Here is a 22082-nt window from a genome sequence, read left to right on the forward strand (position 1 = left end):
CATGGCACGGGTCAACCGCACCACCGCGCGCCACTTCCTCATCGGGGTCGGCGGCCTCGTCGTCATGGCCGCCCTCGCCGCGCTCGGCGCCATCGTGAGCTCCGGCGGGGAGATCCCGGCGAAGAGCTACAGCTACGCCACGGCCGCGTTCCACGACGTGGGCACCCTGCGCGTGCGCCAGGACGTCCGCATCGACAGCCTGATCGTCGGTCAGATCAGCGACATCCGCTACGAGGCCGGCCAGGCCGTCGTGACCCTGCGCATGGACGGCGACCACCCGGTCTACGGGAATGCGTCGGCGAAGATCTGGCAGGAGTCGGCGCTGGCGCGGTCCTTCGTCGAGCTGACCCCCGGCGACCCGTCGTCGGGCCCGCTGCCCGGCAACCGCATCCCGGCCGCCCGGACCGCGGACGCCATCGACCTCGACCAGCTGTTCAACGTCTTCGACCAGCCCACCCGCACCGCGCTCTCGGGGACGCTGACCCAGCTCGGCGGCGGGCTCCTCGGGCACTCCGCGGACCTGCGCGACGCGCTGCGCGAGGCACCCGGGGGACTGGACAACCTGGGCCGCGTCGCCACCGACCTCACCGACCCGGACACCCACCTGCCGGCGCTGCTGAGCACGGCGAACCGTGTGGTGGGCCGGCTCGACAGCCGCAGCGCGCAGCTGCGCGGCCTCGTCACGCAGACCGACCAGACGCTGGCGGCGGTCAACACCGACGACACGCGGCCGCTCGACGCGACCCTCAAGGACCTGCCCTCGACGCTGACGCAGGCCCGTCAGGCGCTCGACTCGCTCAACGGGCCCCTCGGGGACGCCCGCTCCGCGGTGAGCACCATCCGCCCCGGCGGCGAGGCCCTCGGCGACTCGGCCGGCGACCTGCGCGGGGTGCTGCGCGAGGCCGTCACGCCGCTCGACAAGGTCCCGGACGTCGCGGACAAGGCCACCCCCGCCGTCGAGGACCTGACCTCCACGGTCTCGGACGCGCGGCCGCTGGCCCCGAAGCTGCTGAACACGCTGGACTCGACGCAGCGGCTGCTCGCGGGCCTCTCGCCGTACTCGCCCGACATCGGCCGGTTCTTCAACCAGCTCGCCGCCCCGAACGGTCTGCTGTCCGGGTCGATCTCGCCGACGGAGCACTACTTCGGCATCTTCCCGACCATCCCCGGCGGCCCCGGACTGGCCAGCCTGCCCGACCCGACGATGCACGAGAACCCGTACCCGGGCCCGGGCCAGACCGCCTACCGGACCAACCCCGACGGCTCCCAGAAGGCAGGTCGATGATGGGACGACTGCGCGATCTGCTGTCCCGTCGCGAGGACCGCACGCCGATGAGCTCGTTGACCTTCGGGGCGGTCGTGCTCGGGGTGACCGCACTGGTCGCGCTCGGGCTGTTCTTCAAGCCGACGATCTCGACCTGGCTCGCCGGCGGCGACACCATCACCGCGGAGTTCCCGGAGAACTACCTCGGGAAGCTGTTCAGCGGCGAGACGACGGTGAAGCTCTCGGGGCTGGAGTCCGGGCGGGTCACCGGGGTCGACTACACCGACCACCACACCGCGGTCGTGTCGATGAAGGTCGACGACGGGGTGCTCGACAAGATCGGGCCGCAGCCCTCGGCCACCATCACCCCGCGCACCCTGCTCGGCGGCCTCTACAGCATCGAGCTGGTGCCCGGTGGTGGGCACGGCAGCTTCCCCGCCGACGGGCGGATCCCGCTGCAGCGCACGAGCCTGCCGGTCGGTCTCGATCGCATCCTCGAGGCGGTGCCGCGGCCCACCCGCCAGGCCGTGCAGGGCATCGTGTCCACGACGAACCAGGCGCTGGCGCAGGGCGGCGAGCAGGCCGTCGGGAACCTGCTGACCCAGGCGCCGGACACGCTGCGCCCTACGAACGACGTGCTGCAGGCCGCCCGCGGCACCCGCCCGGGCGTCGACCTGCCGCAGCTGGTGACCAACCTCGAGTCGACGGCGTCGGTGCTCACCGCCAAGGACGGCCAGCTCGACGGGATCGTCGACGACCTCGACCGCACCACCCAGGTCCTGGCCTCGTCGAGCAAGCCGCTGGCCGACTCCATCTCGACGATGCCCGACACGCTGCGCATCACCCGGGAGAGCGTCACCAACCTCGGCGGCACGCTGGACAAGCTGAGGGACACCGCGTCCTCGTTCCGGCCCGCCGCGCAGAAGGTCGGCCCGCTGCTCGACCAGCTCGACCCGGTGCTCGTCGACGCCCGTCCGGTGGTGCACGACCTGCGCCCGGTGCTCGACGACGCCCGACCCGCCGTCGGCGAGCTGGTCCCCACCGCCGACCGCGCCACCGGCGTCCTCGACGACGTCCGCGGGCCGACGCTGCAGCGGGTGCAGGGGCCGGTCCTCGACACTCTGCTGAACACCTACCGGGGCACCGGGCCCTACCAGGGCAGCGGCGGCGGGTTCCAGGCCGACCACACCTTCTACCAGGAGCTCGGCTACCTGGTCACCAACCTCGACCGCGGCTCCATGACCCAGGACAAGCAGGGCTCGCTGCTCGGCTTCCAGGTCGGGGCCGGGCCGCTCGAGACCGTCGGCGGGCTCCGCTCGGTGAGCCTGCCCGACCTGGTCGACCAGCTCGGTCGCGCGGGAGGCCTGACCCCGTCGCTCGGCAACGGCGGCGCGACCGGTCCGCTGGCCGCGGCCCCGACGCTCGGGCGGCTCGGGCAGGGCAACAGCGCACCCGCGAACCCGGCGGCGGGTCTCCCGTTCGCCGCGTCCGGACAGGGGAACGGCCGATGACGCGCACACGGAAGCTCGCCGCCTCCTGGGACCGGATGCGGAACATCCCCGGCCTGGGGCGCAACCTCGTGACGGTGGCCGTGCTGGTCGCGCTCGGCATCGGGTCGTCGGCCTACATCCTGTCCAACTACTCGGTCTCGTGGCCCTGGCAGGCCCGCGAGGTCGTGCAGATGGACTTCTCCAAGGGACCGGGCCTGGTCGCCGACGGTGGCCAGGAGGTCCGCATCGCCGGGGTCAAGGTCGGCACCATCTCCGCGGCGACCGCGCAGACCGACGGCGTGCGGGTGACGGTCGATCTGGACCCCGGCCACCCGGTCTACGCCAACGCGCACGCCGACCTGAAGAGCAAGACCCCGCTCAACGACCCGTACATCTCGCTGGAGCCGGGCGGCTCGCCGGCGCCGGAGCTGGCGACCGACGGCTCCGGCGTGATCCCGGCGTCGCAGACCACCCGGCTGATCCAGCCGTTCGAGGTCCTCAACAACCTCGACACCCGGACCCGCGAGGCGCTGACCTCGCTGGTGGACGAGGCCGACGTCGGGCTCAAGGACAGCCCGCAGCAGCTGCCCGGCAGCCTGCACTCGGTCACCGACGCGCTGAACACCCTCAAGCCGGTGGCCGACCAGCTCCAGACCCGCCGTCAGACCATCCAGACCCTGGTCACCGACCTGTCGGAGATCTCCACGGCGGCGGGCCGCAACGACGGGCGGCTCGCCGGGCTGGTCGCCTCGCTGCAGACCACGCTCTCCACGCTGGCCAACCGTGACGACCAGCTCGGCGACACGCTGAACCAGCTCCCGGGACTGGGCGACGACCTGCGGCACGCGCTGGGCAGCGTGAACACCCTGACCGGCCAGCTGGACCCGACGCTGGACGACCTCGAGAACGCCTCCGACGCCCTGCCGCCCGCGCTGTCGAAGCTCACCGACACGCTCCAGGACGCCGGACCCGTCGTCGACGCCGCGAGACCCGTCGTCGCGAAGGCCCGACCCGTCGTCGGGGACCTGCGCCCGCTGGTCAGCGACGCCCACGCCGCGCTCGACGACCTCAAGCCGACCACCGGGCTGCTGCCGAACGCGACCGCCCAGGTCGCGCCGTGGCTGCCCAACCTGCAGGCGTTCATCTTCCAGACCTCGTCGGCCTTCAGCCTCCAGGACGCCAACGGCGGCTACGGGCGGGCGCAGGTGTTCATCGACGCCAGCAACCCAGCCGGCGGCCTGCAGAACGAGGGCAAGGGCACCAGCCCCGGTCCCGGCGACGAGGCTCGCACGAAGAAGACCGGGGGCGGCAACTGATGCGTTTCACCACCCAGACCCTGGTGCGCTCCGGGTTCGTCGCGGGCTTCCTCGTGGTCTGCCTCGTGCTCGCCGGCTACTTCTACACGAGCATGGGCGGCCGCATCCCGGTGATCGCCGAGGTCGGCGACTACCACGTCAGCTTCCTGACGAACGACATCGACAACCTGCTCGACGACGCCGACGTCACCATCGCCGGCGTCGTGGTCGGCAAGGTCAGTGGCCGCACGCAGGAGGGCAGCCAGGTCCGCGTGCAGCTGACCATCCAGCCGCAGTACGCGCCGCTGCACCAGGGCGCGACGCTGCGCATCGGGGTGAAGAGCCTCGTCGGCGCGAGCGACGTGACCATGACCGACGGCCAGGGACCCGAGCTCTCGGACGGCGCGACGCTGCCGGCCGACGCCGTCGGGGCGCCGGTGCAGGTGCACGACGTGATCGCCGGGCTGTCCCCGCCGACGCGGACCGCGCTCGGCGGCACCATCCAGTCGCTCGGCGCCGGGACGGCCGGCCAGGCGGGCAACATCGACCAGCTCATGCAGGGCGTCGGGAAGCTCGCCAACGGCGGGGTCGACGCGCTCGACGCGATCGCGAAGCAGGGCCAGGACCTCAAGGCCCTGAGCAACGAGGCGACCGGCCTGCTGAACGATCTCGACACCGGGCAGGGCCGTATCGCGCAGGTGGTCTCCGACGCCGACACCCTGACCCGCTCCACCGCCGGTCAGAAGGACGCGCTCGCGAGCACCGTGCGCCAGCTGCCCGGAACGCTGGACAGTGCGAGGACGGCCACCGGCAAGCTGCAGGAGCTGTCCGGCTCGCTCGCGCCGATCGCGTCCGACCTGAACAAGGCGGCCCCGGACCTGAACCGCTCGCTGGTCCAGCTGCCCGGCGTGACCTCCGACCTGCGCGGGCTGCTCCCGTCGTTGAACGGGGTCCTCGACCGAGCCCCGGCGACGCTCGACCGGGTCCCGACGCTCGGTGGCGACGTCCGCGGTCTGGTGCCGCCGACGCAGACGATGCTGCAGGACGCGAACCCGCTGCTCGCGTACGCGGCGCCCTACGGCCGTGACGTGGGCGCCATGCTCGAGAGCTTCGGGTCGACCTTCGAGAACTACTCGGAGAACGGCCTGCACACGGTGCGCCTCGCGCCGATCGTCAACCAGCAGGCGGTGCGCAACATCCCGCTGCCCACCTCGATGCTCGACCCGACGAACTGGCACAACCCGTATCCGCGGCCGGGATCGGCGGGGGCGCCGGCGCCGTTCGGCGGGCCCTACCCGCGGGTCGCGCAGGCGCCGCGATGAGGGCTGCCGTCGGGACGGGCATGGGCCGGGTGCGGTCCGGGGCCGGACGGCTCCGGGCCGGGCTGCGGGGCGTCTTCCGGATCACGGTGGCCCGGCTGCGGCGCCGCCCCACCGGCCGCGAGCTGACCGCCGGGGTGATCGGGCTGCTCGTCGTCGCCTTCCTCGGCGGCGGGCTCGCCCAGCTGCGCGTCGACACCGGCATCGACTCGTTCCTGCCGGCCGGGGACCCGGTGCTCGGCTCCCTCGACGCGAAGGCGAACGCGTTCGGCGGCGACCCGGTGGTGGTGCTGCTGCAGTCGCCGCAGCCCCGGGGCCTGCTGCACGGCGACCAGCTCAGCGAGGTGCTGCGCCTCGAGGGGAACCTCTCGAAGCTCCCCGACGTCGCCGAGGTCTACGGGCCCGGGACGGCGCTCAACCAGATCGCGCTGTCCGCCCGGAATCTCGTGGCCCAGATCAGCGGGCGCCGCGACGCGCTGCGGCAGGCGGCCGTGGACCAGGCGAAGGCCGGGGGAGCCCCGGATGCCGCGGCGGCCGCCGCCGGGGACGCGGCGCTGACCGGGTTCGACCGCCGCTACGGCAGCCTGCTCGTCGGGGCGCTCCCGGCCGGACTGCCGACGCTGTCCAACGACCGTTTCATCGACTCGGTGGTGTTCGGCGGCACCGACCAGGTCCGCCCGCAGTGGAGCGCGATCGTCCCGAACCCCGCCACCGTCGCCGTCCTCATCCGGCCCCGCGCCGAACTCGACCAGGGCGGAACGTCGCGCCTGGTCGACAGCGTGAACGCGGCGGTCTCCACGAGCGGGCTGCCGACGTCGAAGGTGACGGTCTCGGGCGTCCCGGCCGTCACCGCGTCGCTCACCGACCAGGTCCAGCGCGAGTTCCCGCTGCTCGGCGCGCTCGCGCTGCTCGCGGTGGCGGCGCTCTATGTGCTCGTGCCGTGGAGCGCGCGGCGCCGCGATCGGTGGCGCCCGCTGGTGACCACGCTGATCGGCACCGCGCTGACCCTCGCCGGGTTCGGCTGGACCGGCCGGCCGGTGTCGCTCGGGATCGTCGCGTTCCTGCCGATCCTGCTCGGCATCGGCAGCGACTTCCCGCTCTACATCGCCCAGCCCGCCCGACGACGGCGGGTGTTGGTCGCGGCCCTCGCGGCCGCCGTCGGGTTCGGGGCGCTCGCGGTCTCCCCGCTGCCGTTCGTGCGGGAGCTGGGCATCGCGCTCGCGGCGGGCATCGTCGTGACGGCCGGTGTCGCGCTGGTGCTGCGGCGCTGGCTCGACGTGCTCGAGCCGACGACGACCGGCCCGGCCTGGGTCCTGCCCCGCCCGCGCCGTCGGAGCTGGTGGATCCGCGTCCCGGCGGCGGTCCTCGCCCTCGGCCTCGCCGCGGGCGGCTGGGCGGCACTGCCCTCGCTGCCGGTGCAGGCCGACCCCGAGACCCTGGCGTCCGGGCTGCCCGCCCTCGACCAGGCCCGCGACACCGAGCAGGTGCTCGGGGCCTCCGGCGAGGTCAACATCATGCTGCGCGGCCCGGACGTGCTCACCCCGGCTGCGTTGGCGTGGTCCCGGCACGCCGAGGACCTCGTCGCCCAGGACTACGGCGACCGGATGCACCCGATCACGACGGCGAGCAGCCTGCTCGGCTTCCTCGGGGCGAACCCGACGGCCGAGCAGATCCAGGCGGCCGCCGACCTGCTCCCGTCCTACCTCGCGTCGGCGGTGATCCAGCCGGACCGGCGCTCGTCGATCGGCGTGTTCGGCGTCGAGCTGCAGGACCTCGGCCAGCAGAGCGCCCTGATCGACGGGCTCCGGGCGCACCTGCCGCCCCCGCCGCCGGGTTACACGTCCGACGTCGTCGGGCTGCCGGTCGCCGCGGCCCGCGCCTACGACGTGGTGTCCTCGGGGCGGGTGCTGCTCAACGTCCTCGCCGTCGTGGTCGCGGGCCTGGTGCTCCTGATCGGGCTGCGGGAACGCCGCGACGCCGTGCGGGGCGTGCTCACCGTGGTGCTCTCGACCGGGTGGGTGCTCGGGCTGGCGTGGCTGCTGTCCGGCTCGCTGAACCCGCTCACGATGGCCATCGGCGCGCTGACCACCGCGACCGGCTGCGAGTTCGCGGTGATGCTCGCCGAGGCCCGGCGCGGCCGACGCCCCTGGCTGCTGCGCAGCGTCGCCCTCGCGGTCTCCGCGGCGGTGCTCGGCTACCTCGCGCTGGCCGCCTCCGACCTCGCCGTCCTGCGTCAGTTCGGGCTGCTGCTCGCGCTCGGGGTGGTGACCTCGGCCGCCGCGGCGGTGGTCGTCGTCGAGGCCCTCATGCCGCCGACGGAGGCCGAGATCCCGGCCGGGCCCGCGGGCGCCGGGCGCGGCGGCCCGACCGTCGGGCGCCTCACCGCCTGGTGGCCCGGGACCCGGCGGACCCGCCGTCGTCGTGACCGTGGCTCTGACCTGGGCCGACGCATCCCCGGCGGCCGCGGGCCCGCCGAGGAGTCCGACCGCGGCGCTGCGACGCTGCCCGAGAGCGACGACGTCGTCATCACGAGGGTGTGATCGTGTGAAGTCTCCCCCGCCCGTCCTCACCGAGCCCCGTGCGGACTCCGACGAGGCTTTCGGCGACGCGGCCCCCGACGGCGCGACCGTGGCCGCCCGCGCCGCCACGCCGTCGTGGACGCGGATGGTCGCAGCACTACGCGATGGGCCGCGGATCGTCCCGCGCGGCCGGACGCGGCTCACCGCGGTCGTCGCCGCGCTCGTCGTGATGCTCGGCGCGATCGCCCAGATCGTGGTCCACGAGGTCACGACGCTGCCCGCGGACGCCGCGCTGCGCGTCGACGGCACGACCGTCAGCGAGGCGGACTTCCGGCAGCGGATCGACCTGCTGGCCGGGCTCTACGGTGCCCAGCCCCCGACCGACCCGGCGGGGCGCGACCACTTCGAGCGCGACGCCGCGCAGGCGGTCGCGGCGAGCATGGTCCTCGACGACGTCGCGACCGCGCAGAACGTCGTCGTGCCCGACACCGTCGCGCAGGACGCGCTGAACAAGATCATCCAGCAGAAGTTCCCGCAGGGTCGTCAGGGGTTCGACCAGGCGCTGGCCAACCTCAAGGTCTCCGAGGGCGACGTGCTCGCCGAGATCAAGCGCCAGCTGACCACCGCCCGGCTGTTCGACCAGGTCACCGCGCCCGCACCGCCGGTGACCGACGCCGACGTCGCGGCGGCCTACGCGCAGCGCCGGGGACAGTTCGTGGTGCCCGAGAAGCGGCACCTGCGCAACATCGTCGCGCCGGACCAGGCGACGGCCCAGCAGATCCTGACCCAGCTGCAGGGCGGCGCCGACTTCGCCGGGATCGCCACTGCGAGCTCGGCCGACAAGAGCACCTCCCAGGCCGGCGGCGACCTCGGCGCGCTGTCGAAGGACCAGCTCGAGCCCGCGATCGGGAACGCCGCGTTCGGCGCCGCGGCGGGCGCGCTCTACGGCCCGGTGCAGGGCTCCCACGGCTGGAACGTGGGCCAGGTGCTCGAGGTGGCGCCCGCGCAGCAGCTGTCGCTCGACCAGGTCCGCGACCAGCTGCGCGGCCAGCTCGACGACGAGCGGCGGCTCGCGCTCTGGCGGCCGTGGCTCTCCCAGCAGATCCGCGCCGCGGACATCGCCTACGCCGACCGGTACCAGCCGGCCGACCCCAACGCGCTGCCCGCGGGGATGACCCCGTGATCGCCCGGTCCACCACGGAGGGAACCGACTCATGAGCTCCTACACCCGGGTGGCCGTCGGCACCGACGGCTCCGAGTCGGCGGGCCGGGCCGTCGGCCGGGCAGCGCGGGTGGCCGCGGCCAGCGGCGCCACCCTGCTGATCGTCTGCGCCTACCGGCCCGAGGGCCGGGACACCGTCCACGAGGCCACGGCGGCCCTCGGCGACGACGCGTTCAACGTCGTCGGCTCCTCGCCGGCGCAGTCGACGCTGTCCCGCGCCGAGGACGAGGCCCGCCGGGCGGGCGTGTCGTCGGTCGAGACCGTCGCTGTCGAGGGCGAGCCGGTGGAGACGCTGGTCGACGTCGTGAACGCGCGCGAGGCCGACGTCGTCGTGATCGGCAACCGCGGGCTGAACAGCCTGAGCGGCCGCCTGCTCGGCTCGGTGCCGTCCGGGGTGTCGCGGCGGGCGCCCGTCGACGTGCTGATCGTGCACACCGTATGAGGGGGAGTGATCGCCCGTGCTGACTCTGCTGCTGGTCGTCGTCGCGGCGGGTCTGGTGGTGGCGTCCGTGCTCACCGACTCGCTGCCGCTCGCGATCGCCGGGCTGGTGGTCGCCGTGGTGGCGCTGGGGCTGATCGTGTGGCCGGTGCTGATGGCGCGCCGGGCCGCCGCGGTGGCCGCGGAGGAGCAGGAGGACGCGGCGGCCGAGGAGGCTCCCGTTGTCGAGGAGACGCCGGCGGAAACCGTCGCCGAGGAGCCCGTCGCCGAGGAGCCGGCCGTCGAGGAACCGGTGCTCACGTCGGTGCTGGTCGTGCCGGGCCGGCACCGCTACCACCGCGCCGGCTGCAGCATGCTCGACGGCCGCGAGCCCGAGACGCTCGATCTGGAGGAGGCGCAGGAGGAGGGCTTCACGCCCTGCTCCCGCTGTGCCGGTGCGCTGTCGCGCTCGTGAGCACTAATCCGTCCAATAGCACGGATTAGTGCTCACGGGCGCGGAGCGCACCTAGATGACGCGGTGCAGCGCGGCCTGCTCGACGAAGCCGGCCCCCGGGACGCCGTCGAGTGAGAAGGACAGGAAGTCGTCGTAGGTGGCCAGCGCCGGACCTTCCTGCTCCCGCCCCATCGGCACCCAGAACCCGCCGGTCCGGGACGTCGTGGTGACTGTGGACGACGACCCGTCGCGGTGGTCGATCCGGCAGCTCACGAAGCGGGCGGCGGCGTCACGGGTGACGTGCAGGTCCGCGAGCGACACGGCCCCGTCGGCGTCGATGACGAAGCCGTCGGCGGCGAGCGAGCCGTCGGCGCCGAGGAACTTCATGACGGTCAGGAAGCGGTCCTCGAACACCCCGACCACGCCGATGTACTCGACCCACTGCGAGGACTCGTCGCGGAAGCCCCAGGTGCGGTCGCGCATCCCGCGGGCGTCGACGGAGCGGGTGACGCCGTCCACGCTGACCGACCCGGTGACTGCGGTGCCCTGCTGGAAGTGCTGCAGCGGCTGGTCGGGGACGAGCGCCGGGATGGAGCCGTTGGCCGCGTAGTCCGCGGGCGTCAGCAGCGGCCGGTTGACCAGGTCCATCGTGATGGTGGGGTGGTCCACGCGGACGGTGCCGTCGAGCCCGAAATGGATGGAGTCGCTGGTGAACCCGCCGACCGGGAGCCCCTCGACGACCTCGACGATGCGGCCCGCCACAGACATGCTGCACCGCGCCCGCCGCGCGCCCTCGCCGTTGGGAGAGGTCGAGACGTGCAGCGTCCCGAACACCTCGCCGTCGGGGTTCCAGAACGACAGGTAGCCGTTGTCCTTCCACACCGGGTCGCCGGGACCGGCCGCGTCGGCGTGGACGGGCTCGGCGAGCGGGCCCCAGTCGGTGTCGGTCACGGCGGTCATGGGCTCTCCTTCTCGGTGGGTGACGGTGGGGGCGTCATGCGAGGACCTCGACGGTCCCCGCGCCGCCGTCGACGCGGACCCGTTGACCGTCGTGCAGCCGGCGGCTGCCGTCGCGGGTGCCGCACACGCAGGGCACGCCCAGCTCGCGGGCGACGATCGGCCCGTGGCTGAGCATGCCGCCGAAGTCGGTGACCACCGCGGAGGCGACCAGGAAGAGCGAGGTCCACCCGGGGTCGGTGGTCTCGCAGACCAGCACGTCGCCGTCGTCGACCTCGGCGGTCGCCGGGTCGCGGACCACGCGCACCGTGCCCTCGACGACCCCGGAGCTCGCCGGGACCCCGGAGAACACCGTGCCCGGCGGCTCGCCCTCGGTCGCGTCGCGCGGGGCGGCGCTCACCGGCACCGCGCCCTCCCAGCCCTGGGGCAGGCGCAGGCCGAGGCGACGCTGGTACAGCGCGCGCCGCTCGTCGGCGAGGGCCCGTAGATCGGCGGTCGGCTGCGCCATGAGCTCGTCGTAGGTCAGGTGGAAGACGTCGGCGGAGGTGGCGAGCACGCCCCGCGCGACCAGCAGATCCCCGAGCCGGCGGGCCGCGGCCCGCGCGACGTCGTAGGCCAGCAGGTAGCCGGCCTTGCCCTGCTCGCGCAGCGCGAGGAACCGCGCCGTCAGATCGGTCAGGGTGAGCACCGCCCGACGGCGGACGGGGCCGGCGGTCGCCGTCAGCTCGGCGGTCGCCGCGGCCCGGACCCGCGCCTGCTCGGCGCTGCGCCGCCGCGGGGCCCTCGGGTCATCGGCCGCGATCCGGCGGTAGCCGTCGAGCCGGGCCAGCACCGGAGCAGGGTCCTCCCGCCAGCAGGCGCCGTGCAGCTGGCCCTCCCCGGGGCCGTGATAGCCGTGGCGCTCCAGGAACTCGTCGAGCTCCAGCTGGGAGTGGGCCAGGGCCCAGAGGTCGTGGGCGACCTCGTTCTCGTCCGTGCCGACCCCGGAGAGCAGCCGCGCCTCGAGCCCCGGCAGGTCCGCCACCTCGACCATCGCCGCCAGCCGGTCCGCCAGCCCGGAGCTGACGAAGGCCACGACGAGGTGCTCGATCATGATCGTCCGGAATCGGCCGCGAGCGTCGTCGAGCAGGTCGAGGCAGCTGCGCTCGTCCATCCGTTCGATCTTGGGCAGCTGCTGGCGGCGCCAACCTCGCAGGCGGGCGAACAGCGCGTCGTGGCGCTTCGGCAGGGTGGCGATCGTCCGGGGCGCCTTCACCGTGAGCAGCGGGTAGCGCCTCGGCGAGTTCGCGTCCCGGGTGGTGTCGCGGACGTAGCCGAAGAGCTGCTTCTCGACGGCGGAGGCGGAGGTTCCGGGCGTCAGCGAGGCCACCCGGTGGAACTGGTCGAGGTTCGCGGCGGCCCGGCCCTCGAAGGCGGTCCAGAACTGGTCCTCCACCCGCTGCGGGACCGTCAGCTCGGCCTCGGTGAAGACCCCGAGGCGGTGGAACATCGTCCGGAAGGCGAGCTCCATCGGCTCGTGGGTGAAGGTGAAGCCGAGCGCGGTGAACACGCCGGGGAACGCCTCGGCGACGTTGCCGGTCGTCCACGCGACGGCGGGGTCGCACCGCACGGTGTTGACCGGGTCGGCCGCGGTGCGGAGGTCGCCGATGGTCGCGGCGGGATCGGCGTGGTCCGCGTCGGCGGCGATCGTGCTGGCCATGGTGACTCCGGTGTCGAAGCGCTCGAGGCGATGGGCCGGGGCCCGGGAGCGCCGCGGTGGGCGTGAGGGCGCTCACTCTAGGGCGAAATTTACTTAAGCGTCAATAAACCTCGAACGCGCCGGTGGGAGCCCGGGACGGGGTCCTTGACCGCACCGGTGCGAGCTGCTTAATTTACATTAAGGACAATACTTGGAGTGACGTCGGCCACCGGTGGCCAGGAGTCGGAGGACGGGCGATGGAGGGACTCGCGTCCGACGTCGAGGTCGGGGTCTCGGCGGCGTACACCCTCCCCCTGGCCGAGTGCGGGCGGGACGTCGCGGACCGGGTCGGCGGCAAGGCGCTGGGCCTGTGCGAGCTGCTGCGGATGGACCTGCCCGTCCCGGGCGGTTTCGTGGTGACCGTCGAGGCCTACCACCACCTGATGGCGGTGACCGGGCTCCGTGAGCAGGTCGCCGACCTTCTGCGTGAGGCCGCGGGCGAGCGCGACACCCGGAAGGTCTCCGCCCGCATTGCCGAGCTGTTCGCCGGCGTCGAGCTCCCCGCCGCGGTGGCCGACCAGGTACTCGCCGCCTACGACGCCCTCGGGGCCGACGAACCCGCACGGGTCGCCGTCCGGTCCAGCGCCACCGCCGAGGACACCGCGAACGCGTCGTTCGCCGGGCAGCAGGAGACCTACCTCTGGATCCGCGGCCGCGACGAGGTGGCCCGCCACGTCCTCCGGTGCTGGGCCAGCCTGTTCACCCCGCAGGCGATCTCCTACCGCGCCCACTTCGGGGTGCCCCTCGAAGACCTCGGCATCGCCGTCGTCGTGCAGCGCATGGTCCCGGCGCGCGGCGCGGGCGTGCTGATGACCCTGGAGCCGGTGACCGGCGACCGTTCCCAGATCTACCTCGAGGCCGGCTACGGGGTGGGAGAGGGCGTCGTCCAGGGCGACGTCGCGACCGACCGGCACTGGATCGACAAGGCGACCCTCGCGCCCCGCCGCACCGAGATCGGGCACAAGGAGCACGCCCACCGGTTCGACGTCGAGCGCGCCGCCGGGGCCGTCGTCGAGGTCCCCGCCGATCAGCAGGACCTCCCGGTCCTCACCGACGACGAGCTCACCGCGCTCGCCCAGCTCGGCCGCACCATCGAGGACGGCTTCGGCGCCCCGATGGACGTCGAGTGGGCGGTGGCCGACGACTCCGACCCGGTCGCCGCGGGCCGGGTCCTCGTCCTGCAGGCCCGCCCGGAGACGGTCTGGAGCGGCCGCGAAGCGACCACGGTCGTCGACCCCACCGCGCAGCCCGACGACGAGCCCATCAGCCCCCAGGACGACTGGGACCCGCTGCACTCGCGCAGCGCCCCGTCCCTGCACTGGTCGGTGGACAACCTCGGTGAGGCCGCGCCCGGCGTGCTCACCCCGCTCTGCTGGTCCCTGTGGCGGAGCGTGGGGGAGCGGGCCTGCCGCGAGGCGTTCTACCGGCTCGGTGCACTGCGTGCCGACGAGCGCGGCGCGCCGGACGACCCGGCCGACCGCATCCTGCGCATCTTCCACGGACGCCTCGCGCTACAGGTCGACTTCGTCGCCGCGACCGGCAACCGGATGCCGGGGACCACCGGCGAGGAGGTCGTGCGCGGCCTGTTCGGGCAGGCCCCCGAGGACATCGACTACACCAGCACCCGCCGTCGCTACCCCGCCATCGCGGCGCGGCTCGCGGCCCTCTCGGTGACCGGCCCGGCGCAGGTGCACCGGCTGGCCCGCGAGACCGACACCTGGTGGCAGGAATCCACGGCGCGCGCCGGCTCGCTCGGGCTGCGCGGAGCCACCGAGCTGCTGACCGAGGCCTCCGACCGGTTCTTCGCGACGCTCTCGCTGCACACGCTCGGGCTCATGGGCGTCGTGCAGCCGGTCTACGACGCCCTCACCCGGCTCGTCGAGACCACCGGCGTCGGCGACGTCGCGGTGCTGTCCGGATCCGGCGGGGCCGAGATGGCCGTCGTCGGCGACATCTGGCGCGCCTCCCGCGGGGAGATCGACCTCGCCGAGGTGGTCGCCCGGCACGGCTTCCACGGCCCTCTCGAGGGCGAGCTCTCCGGACGGGTCTGGCGCGAGGACGACAGCCCGCTGCGCCGCCTCGTCGGCGAGTACGCGCAGCGGCCCGACTCGGCCGGCCCCCGCGCCCGCGAACAGCGACGCCGTGAGCAGGCCGCCGTCACGACCCGCGAGCTGCTCGCCGCCGTCCCGCGCCACCGCAGGCCCGCGGTCCGGGCACTGCTCGCGCTCGCCGCACACCGCATCCCGCTGCGCGGCGTCGGCAAGCGCTCCTACCTGCAGAGCATCGACGTCGCCCGCGCCGCGGCCCGCCGGATCGGGCGCTGCCTGGTCCACGACGGCCGGCTCGGGGCGGTCGACGACGTCTTCTACCTGACCGTCGACGAGCTGGTCGCCGGGGTCGGCGAGGACATGGGGCGGGACGGCGGGGGCGACACCGCCGAGCTCGTCGCGCGCCGCAGGCGCCGGCGCGACCAGCACGCCGCCCTGCGGATCCCCAACCACTGGGCCGGGCAGCCCGACCTGCTCGACGAGGCCCACACCGACGTGGCGGTCGGCGACGCCCTGAGCGGGGTCGGGGTGTCGAGCGGCGTCGTCGAGGGACCGGTGCGCGTGGTGACCCACCCGGACTTCGCCGAGGTGCGCCCCGACGAGATCCTCGTGGCGCCGACGACCGACCCGAGCTGGTCGTCGATCATGTTCGTCTCCGCGGGCCTCGTCGTCGACATCGGCGGGGCGCTGAGCCACGCCGCGGTCGTCGCCCGCGAGCTGGGCCTGCCCTGCGTCGTCAGCACCCGGACCGGGACCCGGGCGTTGAGTACCGGAGACCGCGTCCGCGTCGACGGCACCGCCGGAACGGTCACCGTCCTGCAGCGCGCCACCCCGCCCGAGGACCCACCGATCTCCTGACCGAGCCCCGAACGACCGAGCAGAAAGGAGAGAGCGATGAGCTTTCTCGATCAGCCGATGACGACGACCGACGAGCTCCCGCGCAGTGCGGACGTCGTCGTGGTCGGGGCCGGCCACAACGGGCTGGTGTCCGCCGCCTATCTCGCCCGCGCGGGCCTCGACGTCGTCGTCGTCGAGGCGTCGCCGACGTACGGCGGCATGACCGCGACCAACGAGATGCTCCCCGAGGCCCCGGGCTACAAGATCAACGAAGCGTCGCTGCAGGCCTCGCTGTTCCGGACCACGAACATCGACCAGGAGCTGGGGCTGGGGCGTCGCTACGGCCTGAAGCAGACCATCATCGACCCGGCGCACTTCCAGCTCGCCGCCGACGGGTCCTCGCTCGGCCTCTGGCGCGACCCCCGGAAGACGGCCGACGAGCTGCGCCACTTCAGCCGCCGCGACGCGGACCGGCTCCTCGACCTCTACCGGGTCATCGACTCGGCGGTCGAGATCGGCCTGCCGCTGATGCAGACCAACGTCACCCGGCCCGCGCTCAAGGCGGTGATGAAGACCGTCGCCGGGGCGGCCAAGAACCGCAAGGAGCTCGTCAACGTCGGGCGCTGGATGGCGAACTCCCAGGCCGAGGCGGTCGAGGAGTACTTCGAGCACGACATGATCAAGGCGCCCCTGCTGACGTCGCTGCCGTTCATGCCGTTCGACGCCGACCTCTCCGGCTGGTCGCTGATCTACCTCGGCGTGCTCTCGAAGTACGGCGTGTCGATGTTCCACGGCGGCACCGGGTCGTTCCCGAAGTCGCTCGCGGCGTGCATCCACGACCACGGCGGGAAGATCATCACCGACGCCCCGGTCGAGGAGCTCGTCGTCACCGGCGGCCGGGTGACCGGCGTCCGCGTCCGGGGCGGCAAGGAGATCACCGCCCGCCGCGGCGTGCTGACGGCCTGCAGCCCGCGGACCACCCTCGAGCGGCTGCTGCCCGACGGCGTCCTGCCGCACCGGCTGCAGAACGCCGTCAAGCACATCCCGACCAAGAAGCGCGGGATCACCGACTACAAGCTCAACATCGCGCTCTCCGGCACGATCCGGATGACCAAGCACGAGAAGTGGCGCGGCGACGGCATCGACCTGCGGCTGGCCTGCAACTGCTTCCACCCCTACGAGGAGGTCCTCGCTGCCGCGCGCTCCTGCGTGCGCGGCGAGGTCCCCGACCAGGTCCCGGGTCTCGCCACGGTCCCGACGGCGTTCGACCAGTTCGCGCCCCCCGGCAAGGACGTCTTCTGGTACTGGAGCGGCCTGACCCCGGCCATCCCGCGGGACGGCTGGGACCAGGCACGCAAGCAGATCACCGACAACGTCATCCGCGACGCGCAGCAGTACTACGAGGGCATCGAGAGCCTCGAGGTCGCCCGCCGGGAGCTGGCCCAGCCCGACCTGGAGGAGCGGTTCTGGGCGATCGACGGCAGCGTCTACCACGTCGACCCGACGATCACCCGGTTCGGCCCGCGCAAGCCGGCGCCCGGTTTCGCGGGCTACCGGACGCCGGTCCCGGGGCTCTTCCTCACCGGCTCGGGCACCCACCCGGTGGCCGGCATCAGCGGCATGCCCGGCCAGAACGCCGCGAAGACGATGATCAAGCTCTTCAAGGCGGAGGACTCCGGAGGTCTGCGCCACCGGATCGCCGCCCTCGCCGAGCAGGAGCGCGGGGTGCAGGCCCGGCTCGAGCTGGCCGACGACCCGTGGCCGACCCCCTCCGCCCCGCACGCCTGACCCCCAGAACGCGCTCCCCGGCGACCGTCCGGGTCTCGGTCTCCCGGTGAGGAGGCCGGGACCCCGACCTTCCCGGCCTCGACCCGGCTGACCCGGAGGTTCTGTCATGTCCCTGCTCGCAACCGTGTTCGCCGATCCCGGCGGCATGGCCCCCGTGACCTCGGACGGCGTCGACGGCCCGGTGAACGCCGTCGGGCAGGTCGTCGCCACCGTCGCGACCTTCGCGCTCGCCGTCGTCGCCGTCGTGGTCATCGGCCGGATGTGCGTGCGGGAGCGCATCGCCTGGCCGTTCGCGGTGCTGGCCGGCGGCACCGTGACATGCCTGCTCGAGCCGCTGTTCGACCACCTCTACGGACTGTGGTTCCCCACGATCGGGCAGTGGACGCTGTTCGTGACCTACGGGCTGCACGAGCCGGTCTGGCTGCCCGCGGCCTACCTGGTGGTCTACGGGGCGCTCGCGATCTGGTGTGCCCGCACCCTGGACCGGGCGCCGACGATGCGCACCGTGTGGCGCCTCTACGGGGCGCTGGTCGTCGTCGCGATCGTCGCCGAGATCGCGTACATCTCCGCGCTCGGGGTCTACAACTACCAGGACCAGCAGCCGTTCGTGGTCCTCGGCTACCCGCTGTTCCTGGGCTTCGTGAACTCGATGTCCGCGCTGATCGGCGGCATCGCGATCCACGCTCTCGTGCCGCACCTGCACGGGCGCGCGCGCCTGGCCCTGGCGACGATCCCGCCGCTGGCCTTCGGCGTCGACGCCATCGGCTCCGGGGTGCTCTATCTGGCGCTGCGGCACTCCGAGAATCCCCCGATGTGGCTGCTCTACATCGGAGCGCTGACCGTGGTCGGCGGCGGCGCACTGACCGTGCGGCTGATGGCGATGCTGCTGCCGGCGGGACGGGGCGAGGCACTTCCCGCGCCCGACGATTCGGTGGTCCCGGCGGCGCAGCGCACCACCGCCGACGCGTAGCGACCGGTCAGTCGAGGGCGGCCGCGGTGAGGATCGAGGGCAGCACGAAGCGCTCGATGATCTCGCGGGCGCCCTCGTCGTCGAGCGGGTCGCGCAGGATCAGCGAGGCGTAGATGGTCTGGAGCCAGTCGGAGAGGGCCGCCTCGGGCACGTCGCGGCGCAGCACACCGGCGACGCGGGCGCGGTCGAACCACGCGGCCCAGAAGGCGAGGCCGCGGGCGCGGACCTCGTCGAGCCAGAGCGCCTCGTGCAGGGTGACCGGGCTGCCCTCGTCGAGCAGGTCGCGCAGTTCGGCGTCCTCGCGGATCCGGCGGATCACGGTGACCGAGGCGTGGACGAAGGCCGCCACCGCGTCGGCCCCGTCGCCCCACTCGCCGCCCGTGATCTCGTCGGCCAGTTCGGCGACCCGGGCCGCGACCGCGGCCTCGACCAGCTCGCGGCGGCCGAGGAAGAGCTTGTACACGGTCTGCCGCGAGGTCCCGTGCGCCCGGGCGACGTCCTCCATCGTCGCCCGGCGCACGCCCTTGTCCCGGTACACCGACCGCGCCGCCGCGACGACCTGGTCCCGCGCGTCCGAGCGGTCGCGCGAGGTGCCCCGAGGTGGCAGCGCGGCGGTGTCGGTCGTCGTCACCCTGCCACCGTATCCCCGCCACGTGTTGACAAAACCGGCTATCTGACAACAGCATCGACGATATGTAACCTCGGCTGCGGAGCCGTCCGCGGCCTGTGTGGAGGGAGCACGCGATGACGCTCGCCGAATCCGCCCGGACCTCGGACGCCCCCGGGACGACGGCCGACCACGTCGTCCCGGACGAGACCGGGCAGGACCTCACGCCCCAGGGCGTGCGTCGGCTGCGGCCCGAGCAGCGGGGCCCGGCCACCGTCTGGGCCGCGATCGCGCTCGTCTGGATCGTCGTGGCGGTCCAGGCGGTCGTCCGCTGGATCCTCTCGGACGACTTCGCGCCGGCCCCGATCATCGGCCCGGACGTGATGGCGGCCTGGCAGCTCGTCGCGCTGCGGATCTTCGAGGGCCTCAGCCTGCTCGTGCTCGTGGTGTTCCTGTGGTTCTGCGTGCTGCGGCCGATCATCCGCGAGCGCCGGCTCAGCCTGGACGGCAAGTTCGTGCTCGGCGGGCTGGTGGCCTTCGTCGGGGACGCCTTCCTCAACTCCCGGCAGTACCTGTTCGCCTGGAACGCGAACAACATCAACATGGGGGTCTGGACCCGGTTCCTGCCCTTCCACGATCCGGAGTCCTCGAGTCGGTACGCCGAGTCGATCATCTGGGGCGCGCCGATGTACGTGTACTTCTGCGCGGGCGTCGCGATCATGTCGGCGCCGATGGTGACCTGGCTGCGGCGCCGGAACCCGGCGATCACCACGGTGAAGCTGTTCGCCGCGATCTGGGTCTTCGACTTCCTGTTCGACTTCGTCGCCGAGAACCTGATCATCCGGCTCACCAACGGCTACGCGTACGCCCAGACCTTCGCCCCGCTGACCCTCTGGTCCGGCGACGTGCACCAGTTCCCGGTCTACGAGTCGCTCCTCGTGGCCACGCTGGGCTCGGTGTACACCTGGATGCGGATCATGGCCCAGGAGAGCCCGCAGGGGCTGTGCCCGGCCGAGCGCGGCTTCGAGCGGTGGCGCCCGTCGCTGCAGGGCCCGGTGCGCACCCTCGCGGTGATCGGACTGTGCTGCGCGGCGACGCTGACGGTCTACCACCTGCCGTTCAACTGGCTCGGCCTCGCGGGGACCTCGGTCGCGCACCTGCCGTCGTACATGCTCCCCGGCTGAGTCAGTCGATCACCAGCACCAGCCGGCCGCGGACGTGGCCGTGCTCGCTGATGCGGTGCGCCTCGGCGATCCCGTCGAGCGGGAAGGTCCGGTCGACCGGGAGCCAGAACCGGCCGGCCTCGATCAGCGCACCGATCTCGCCCAGTGCGTGGAAGGCGGGGCCGTCGACGAAGCCGTTGCTGAAATGGACGCCGTGCTTCTCGGCGCCCGCCATGTCGGCGACGGTGACCACCCTCTCCGGGGTCCCGGCGAGGTCGATCAGCTCGGCGAGGACGCCGCTGCCGGCGATGTCGAGCGCGGCGTCGACCCCGTGCGGCGCCAGCGTGCGGATCCGCTCGACGAGGCCGTCCCCGTAGGTCACCGGCTCCGCACCGAGCGTCCGGAGATAGCCGTGGTTGGCCGCGCTCGCCGCGCCGATCACGCGGGCGCCGCGCGCGACGGCGAGCTGCACGGCAGTGCTGCCGATCCCGCCGGTGGCGCCGTTGAGCAGCAGGGTGGTCCCGGCGCCGATCCGGAGTTGGTCGAGGCCGCGGGTGGCCGTCTCGAGCGCCACGGGAAGGGCGGCGGCGTCGACGAACCCGAGTGCTCGGGGGATGACCGCACGGAAGCTCAGCAGCGCGAACCCGGCCGCGGACGCGTGGTCGTCGGAGATGCCGAAGACCCGGTCACCGACCGCCACGTCCGTGACCCCGTCCCCGACCTCGTCGACGACGCCCGCCACGTCGGCCCCCGTCGTCTGGGGCAGCGTGGCTCCGAAGCTCACCTCGCCGGAGCGGAGCTTCGTGTCCGTCGCGCTGATGCCGGCCGCGCGCACGGCGATCCGGACCTGGCCGGGACCCGGGTGCGGATCGGGGAGATCCACGATCTCGAGGACCTCGGGTCCGCCGAACCGACTGAACTGGGCTGCCTTCATGAGGTCTAGATTTACCCGCGTTCAGGTAACTTATCAACGGTAAGGCAGAGCGGGTAGGGTGCAGTCTCGTGGCGGCGGACGAGAACGATCGGGGTGATGTCCTGTGGCTGCGGGACCGGACGGCGCGATCACCGCGCCGGGCCGAGCCGCTGACGCAGGAGCGGATCGTCGCCGCGGTCGTCGCCGAGCTCGACGCGCACGGGGCGGAGCGCCTGACGATGCGGCGCCTCGCGCAGCGGCTCGACGTGACCTCGACGGCGCTCTACTGGCACGTGTCCACGAAGGAGGACCTGCTCGACCTCGCGCTCGACGACGTCGTCGGCGAGGGGCCGATCCCGGAGCCCGGTCCCGACCCGCGCGCCGCCGCCCGCGACCTGCTGCTCGGGTGGCGGGCCGCGATGCTCGCGCACCCGTGGTCGCCCGGTCTGCTCGGCCGACCCCTGCTCGGCCCGAACGTGCTGGCCCGGACCGAGTTCCTGCAGGCGATGCTCAGCCGCGCCGGGCTGTCCGGGATCGATCTCGAGGCGGCCACCCGGACGCTGTCGACGTTCGTCATCGGGTCGGCCATGGCGGACGCCACCTGGCGCCGGCTGGACGAGCCCGCCGTCCTCGCCGCGGCGAAGGCTCACATCGCCGGGCGCGCCGAGCTGTACCCGACGCTCGCCGCGTCCGGGTTCGTCGACCGGGCGTGGTCCGACGACGACGTGTTCCGGCTCGGCCTCGACCGGCTCCTCGCTGCGCTGATGCCCGGGAGCGGGGACTCCTGAGCGGCGGCGAGGCGAGATCTAGAGCTTCGGGAAGGCGAAGGTGCCCATCGGGTCGAGGCTCCCGGCCGCGGTGAGGGCACCGGGGATCGCCGAGTTCATCGGCAGACCCTGGAGCAGCGACGCCTGCCCGACGGTCCCGGCCTGGCTGGACGCGGCCGGAGCGCTCGCGGGGTGAACGGCGGCGTCGGTCGTGCTCTCGGCGAAGGCCGGAGCGCTCAGCCCGACGAGGGCCGCCGTCGTCATGCCGGCGATTCCGAGACCGTGGATGGCGCGCACGATGCTTCTCCCGATC

At 73.5% G+C, this 22082-nt stretch carries 18 protein-coding genes; 13 read left to right on the plus strand and 5 right to left on the minus strand.

Annotation, left to right across the window (positions count from 1 at the left end; genetic code table 11):
* Window position 1 precedes the first annotated feature (1 nt).
* The 8 genes from LQ327_RS14440 to LQ327_RS14475 are packed head-to-tail and all read left to right on the plus strand — an operon-like array spanning window position 2 to window position 10002.
* Window positions 2-1285 carry an MlaD family protein gene (locus LQ327_RS14440; RefSeq protein WP_230734647.1) on the plus strand — a complete coding sequence of 428 codons (1284 nt, stop codon included), beginning with the start codon at window positions 2-4 and terminating at the stop codon, window positions 1283-1285.
* Between the two features lie 47 nt (window positions 1286-1332).
* Complete coding sequence (locus tag LQ327_RS14445; RefSeq protein ID WP_230734649.1) at window positions 1333-2775, plus strand: MlaD family protein; 1443 nt, start codon at window positions 1333-1335, stop codon at window positions 2773-2775.
* A complete protein-coding gene (locus tag LQ327_RS14450) occupies window positions 2772-4070 on the plus strand; it encodes an MlaD family protein (protein WP_230734651.1) in 1299 nt (432 codons plus the stop codon). Before LQ327_RS14445 ends, LQ327_RS14450 begins: the two co-directional genes overlap by 4 nt.
* On the plus strand, window positions 4070-5371 hold the full coding sequence (locus LQ327_RS14455; RefSeq protein ID WP_230734653.1) for an MlaD family protein: 1302 nt from the start codon (window positions 4070-4072) through the stop codon (window positions 5369-5371). The genes LQ327_RS14450 and LQ327_RS14455 overlap by 1 nt, the downstream gene beginning before the upstream one ends.
* Entirely contained in the window at window positions 5368-7908 is a 2541-nt protein-coding gene (locus tag LQ327_RS14460; RefSeq protein ID WP_230734655.1) for an RND transporter family protein, read from the plus strand. Before LQ327_RS14455 ends, LQ327_RS14460 begins: the two co-directional genes overlap by 4 nt.
* A gap of 4 nt (window positions 7909-7912) precedes the next feature.
* A complete protein-coding gene (locus LQ327_RS14465) occupies window positions 7913-9070 on the plus strand; it encodes a peptidylprolyl isomerase (RefSeq protein WP_230734656.1) in 1158 nt (385 codons plus the stop codon).
* Window positions 9071-9101: 31 nt separating this feature from the next.
* Entirely contained in the window at window positions 9102-9551 is a 450-nt protein-coding gene (locus tag LQ327_RS14470) for a universal stress protein (protein ID WP_230734658.1), read from the plus strand.
* A 16-nt stretch (window positions 9552-9567) separates the two neighbouring features.
* Complete coding sequence (locus LQ327_RS14475) at window positions 9568-10002, plus strand: hypothetical protein (RefSeq protein ID WP_230734660.1); 435 nt, start codon at window positions 9568-9570, stop codon at window positions 10000-10002.
* A gap of 51 nt (window positions 10003-10053) precedes the next feature.
* On the opposite strand, the gene LQ327_RS14480 is transcribed toward LQ327_RS14475, so the two are convergent.
* Both LQ327_RS14480 and LQ327_RS14485 read right to left on the minus strand, forming a co-directional pair.
* Entirely contained in the window at window positions 10054-10941 is an 888-nt protein-coding gene (locus LQ327_RS14480; RefSeq protein WP_230734662.1) for a DUF7064 domain-containing protein, read from the minus strand.
* Between the two features lie 34 nt (window positions 10942-10975).
* Entirely contained in the window at window positions 10976-12637 is a 1662-nt protein-coding gene (locus LQ327_RS14485) for a PEP-utilizing enzyme (RefSeq protein ID WP_230734664.1), read from the minus strand.
* A 236-nt stretch (window positions 12638-12873) separates the two neighbouring features.
* Between LQ327_RS14485 and LQ327_RS14490 the strand changes: the two genes are divergently transcribed.
* The 3 genes from LQ327_RS14490 (at window position 12874) to LQ327_RS14500 (ending at window position 18319) form a co-directional block, all read left to right on the plus strand.
* Entirely contained in the window at window positions 12874-15582 is a 2709-nt protein-coding gene (locus tag LQ327_RS14490; protein WP_230734666.1) for a PEP/pyruvate-binding domain-containing protein, read from the plus strand.
* Between the two features lie 36 nt (window positions 15583-15618).
* Window positions 15619-17349 (plus strand): phytoene desaturase family protein, encoded by a 1731-nt coding sequence (locus LQ327_RS14495; RefSeq protein WP_230734668.1) that lies wholly within the window; start codon window positions 15619-15621, stop codon window positions 17347-17349.
* Between the two features lie 106 nt (window positions 17350-17455).
* Complete coding sequence (locus LQ327_RS14500) at window positions 17456-18319, plus strand: hypothetical protein (protein ID WP_230734670.1); 864 nt, start codon at window positions 17456-17458, stop codon at window positions 18317-18319.
* Window positions 18320-18326: 7 nt separating this feature from the next.
* On the opposite strand, the gene LQ327_RS14505 is transcribed toward LQ327_RS14500, so the two are convergent.
* Window positions 18327-18950, minus strand: a complete 624-nt coding sequence (locus tag LQ327_RS14505) for a TetR/AcrR family transcriptional regulator (RefSeq protein WP_230734672.1) — start codon at window positions 18948-18950, stop codon at window positions 18327-18329.
* A gap of 113 nt (window positions 18951-19063) precedes the next feature.
* Here LQ327_RS14505 and LQ327_RS14510 point away from each other — a divergent pair, with 113 nt between their 5' ends.
* Window positions 19064-20110 carry a spirocyclase AveC family protein gene (locus LQ327_RS14510; protein ID WP_230734674.1) on the plus strand — a complete coding sequence of 349 codons (1047 nt, stop codon included), beginning with the start codon at window positions 19064-19066 and terminating at the stop codon, window positions 20108-20110.
* 1 nt (window position 20111) lies between these two features.
* Here LQ327_RS14510 and LQ327_RS14515 read toward each other — a convergent pair whose 3' ends face one another.
* Entirely contained in the window at window positions 20112-21023 is a 912-nt protein-coding gene (locus tag LQ327_RS14515) for an NADP-dependent oxidoreductase (RefSeq protein WP_230734676.1), read from the minus strand.
* A gap of 68 nt (window positions 21024-21091) precedes the next feature.
* Here LQ327_RS14515 and LQ327_RS14520 point away from each other — a divergent pair, with 68 nt between their 5' ends.
* Window positions 21092-21790 carry a TetR/AcrR family transcriptional regulator gene (locus LQ327_RS14520; protein ID WP_230734678.1) on the plus strand — a complete coding sequence of 233 codons (699 nt, stop codon included), beginning with the start codon at window positions 21092-21094 and terminating at the stop codon, window positions 21788-21790.
* 18 nt (window positions 21791-21808) lie between these two features.
* On the opposite strand, the gene LQ327_RS14525 is transcribed toward LQ327_RS14520, so the two are convergent.
* Window positions 21809-22066, minus strand: coding sequence for a hypothetical protein (locus LQ327_RS14525; RefSeq protein ID WP_230734680.1), 258 nt, complete (start codon window positions 22064-22066; stop codon window positions 21809-21811).
* Window positions 22067-22082 lie beyond the last annotated feature (16 nt).

The sequence above is a fragment of the Actinomycetospora endophytica genome (genome assembly GCF_021026375.1).
GTDB classification, from domain to species: Bacteria; Actinomycetota; Actinomycetes; order Mycobacteriales; family Pseudonocardiaceae; genus Actinomycetospora; species Actinomycetospora endophytica.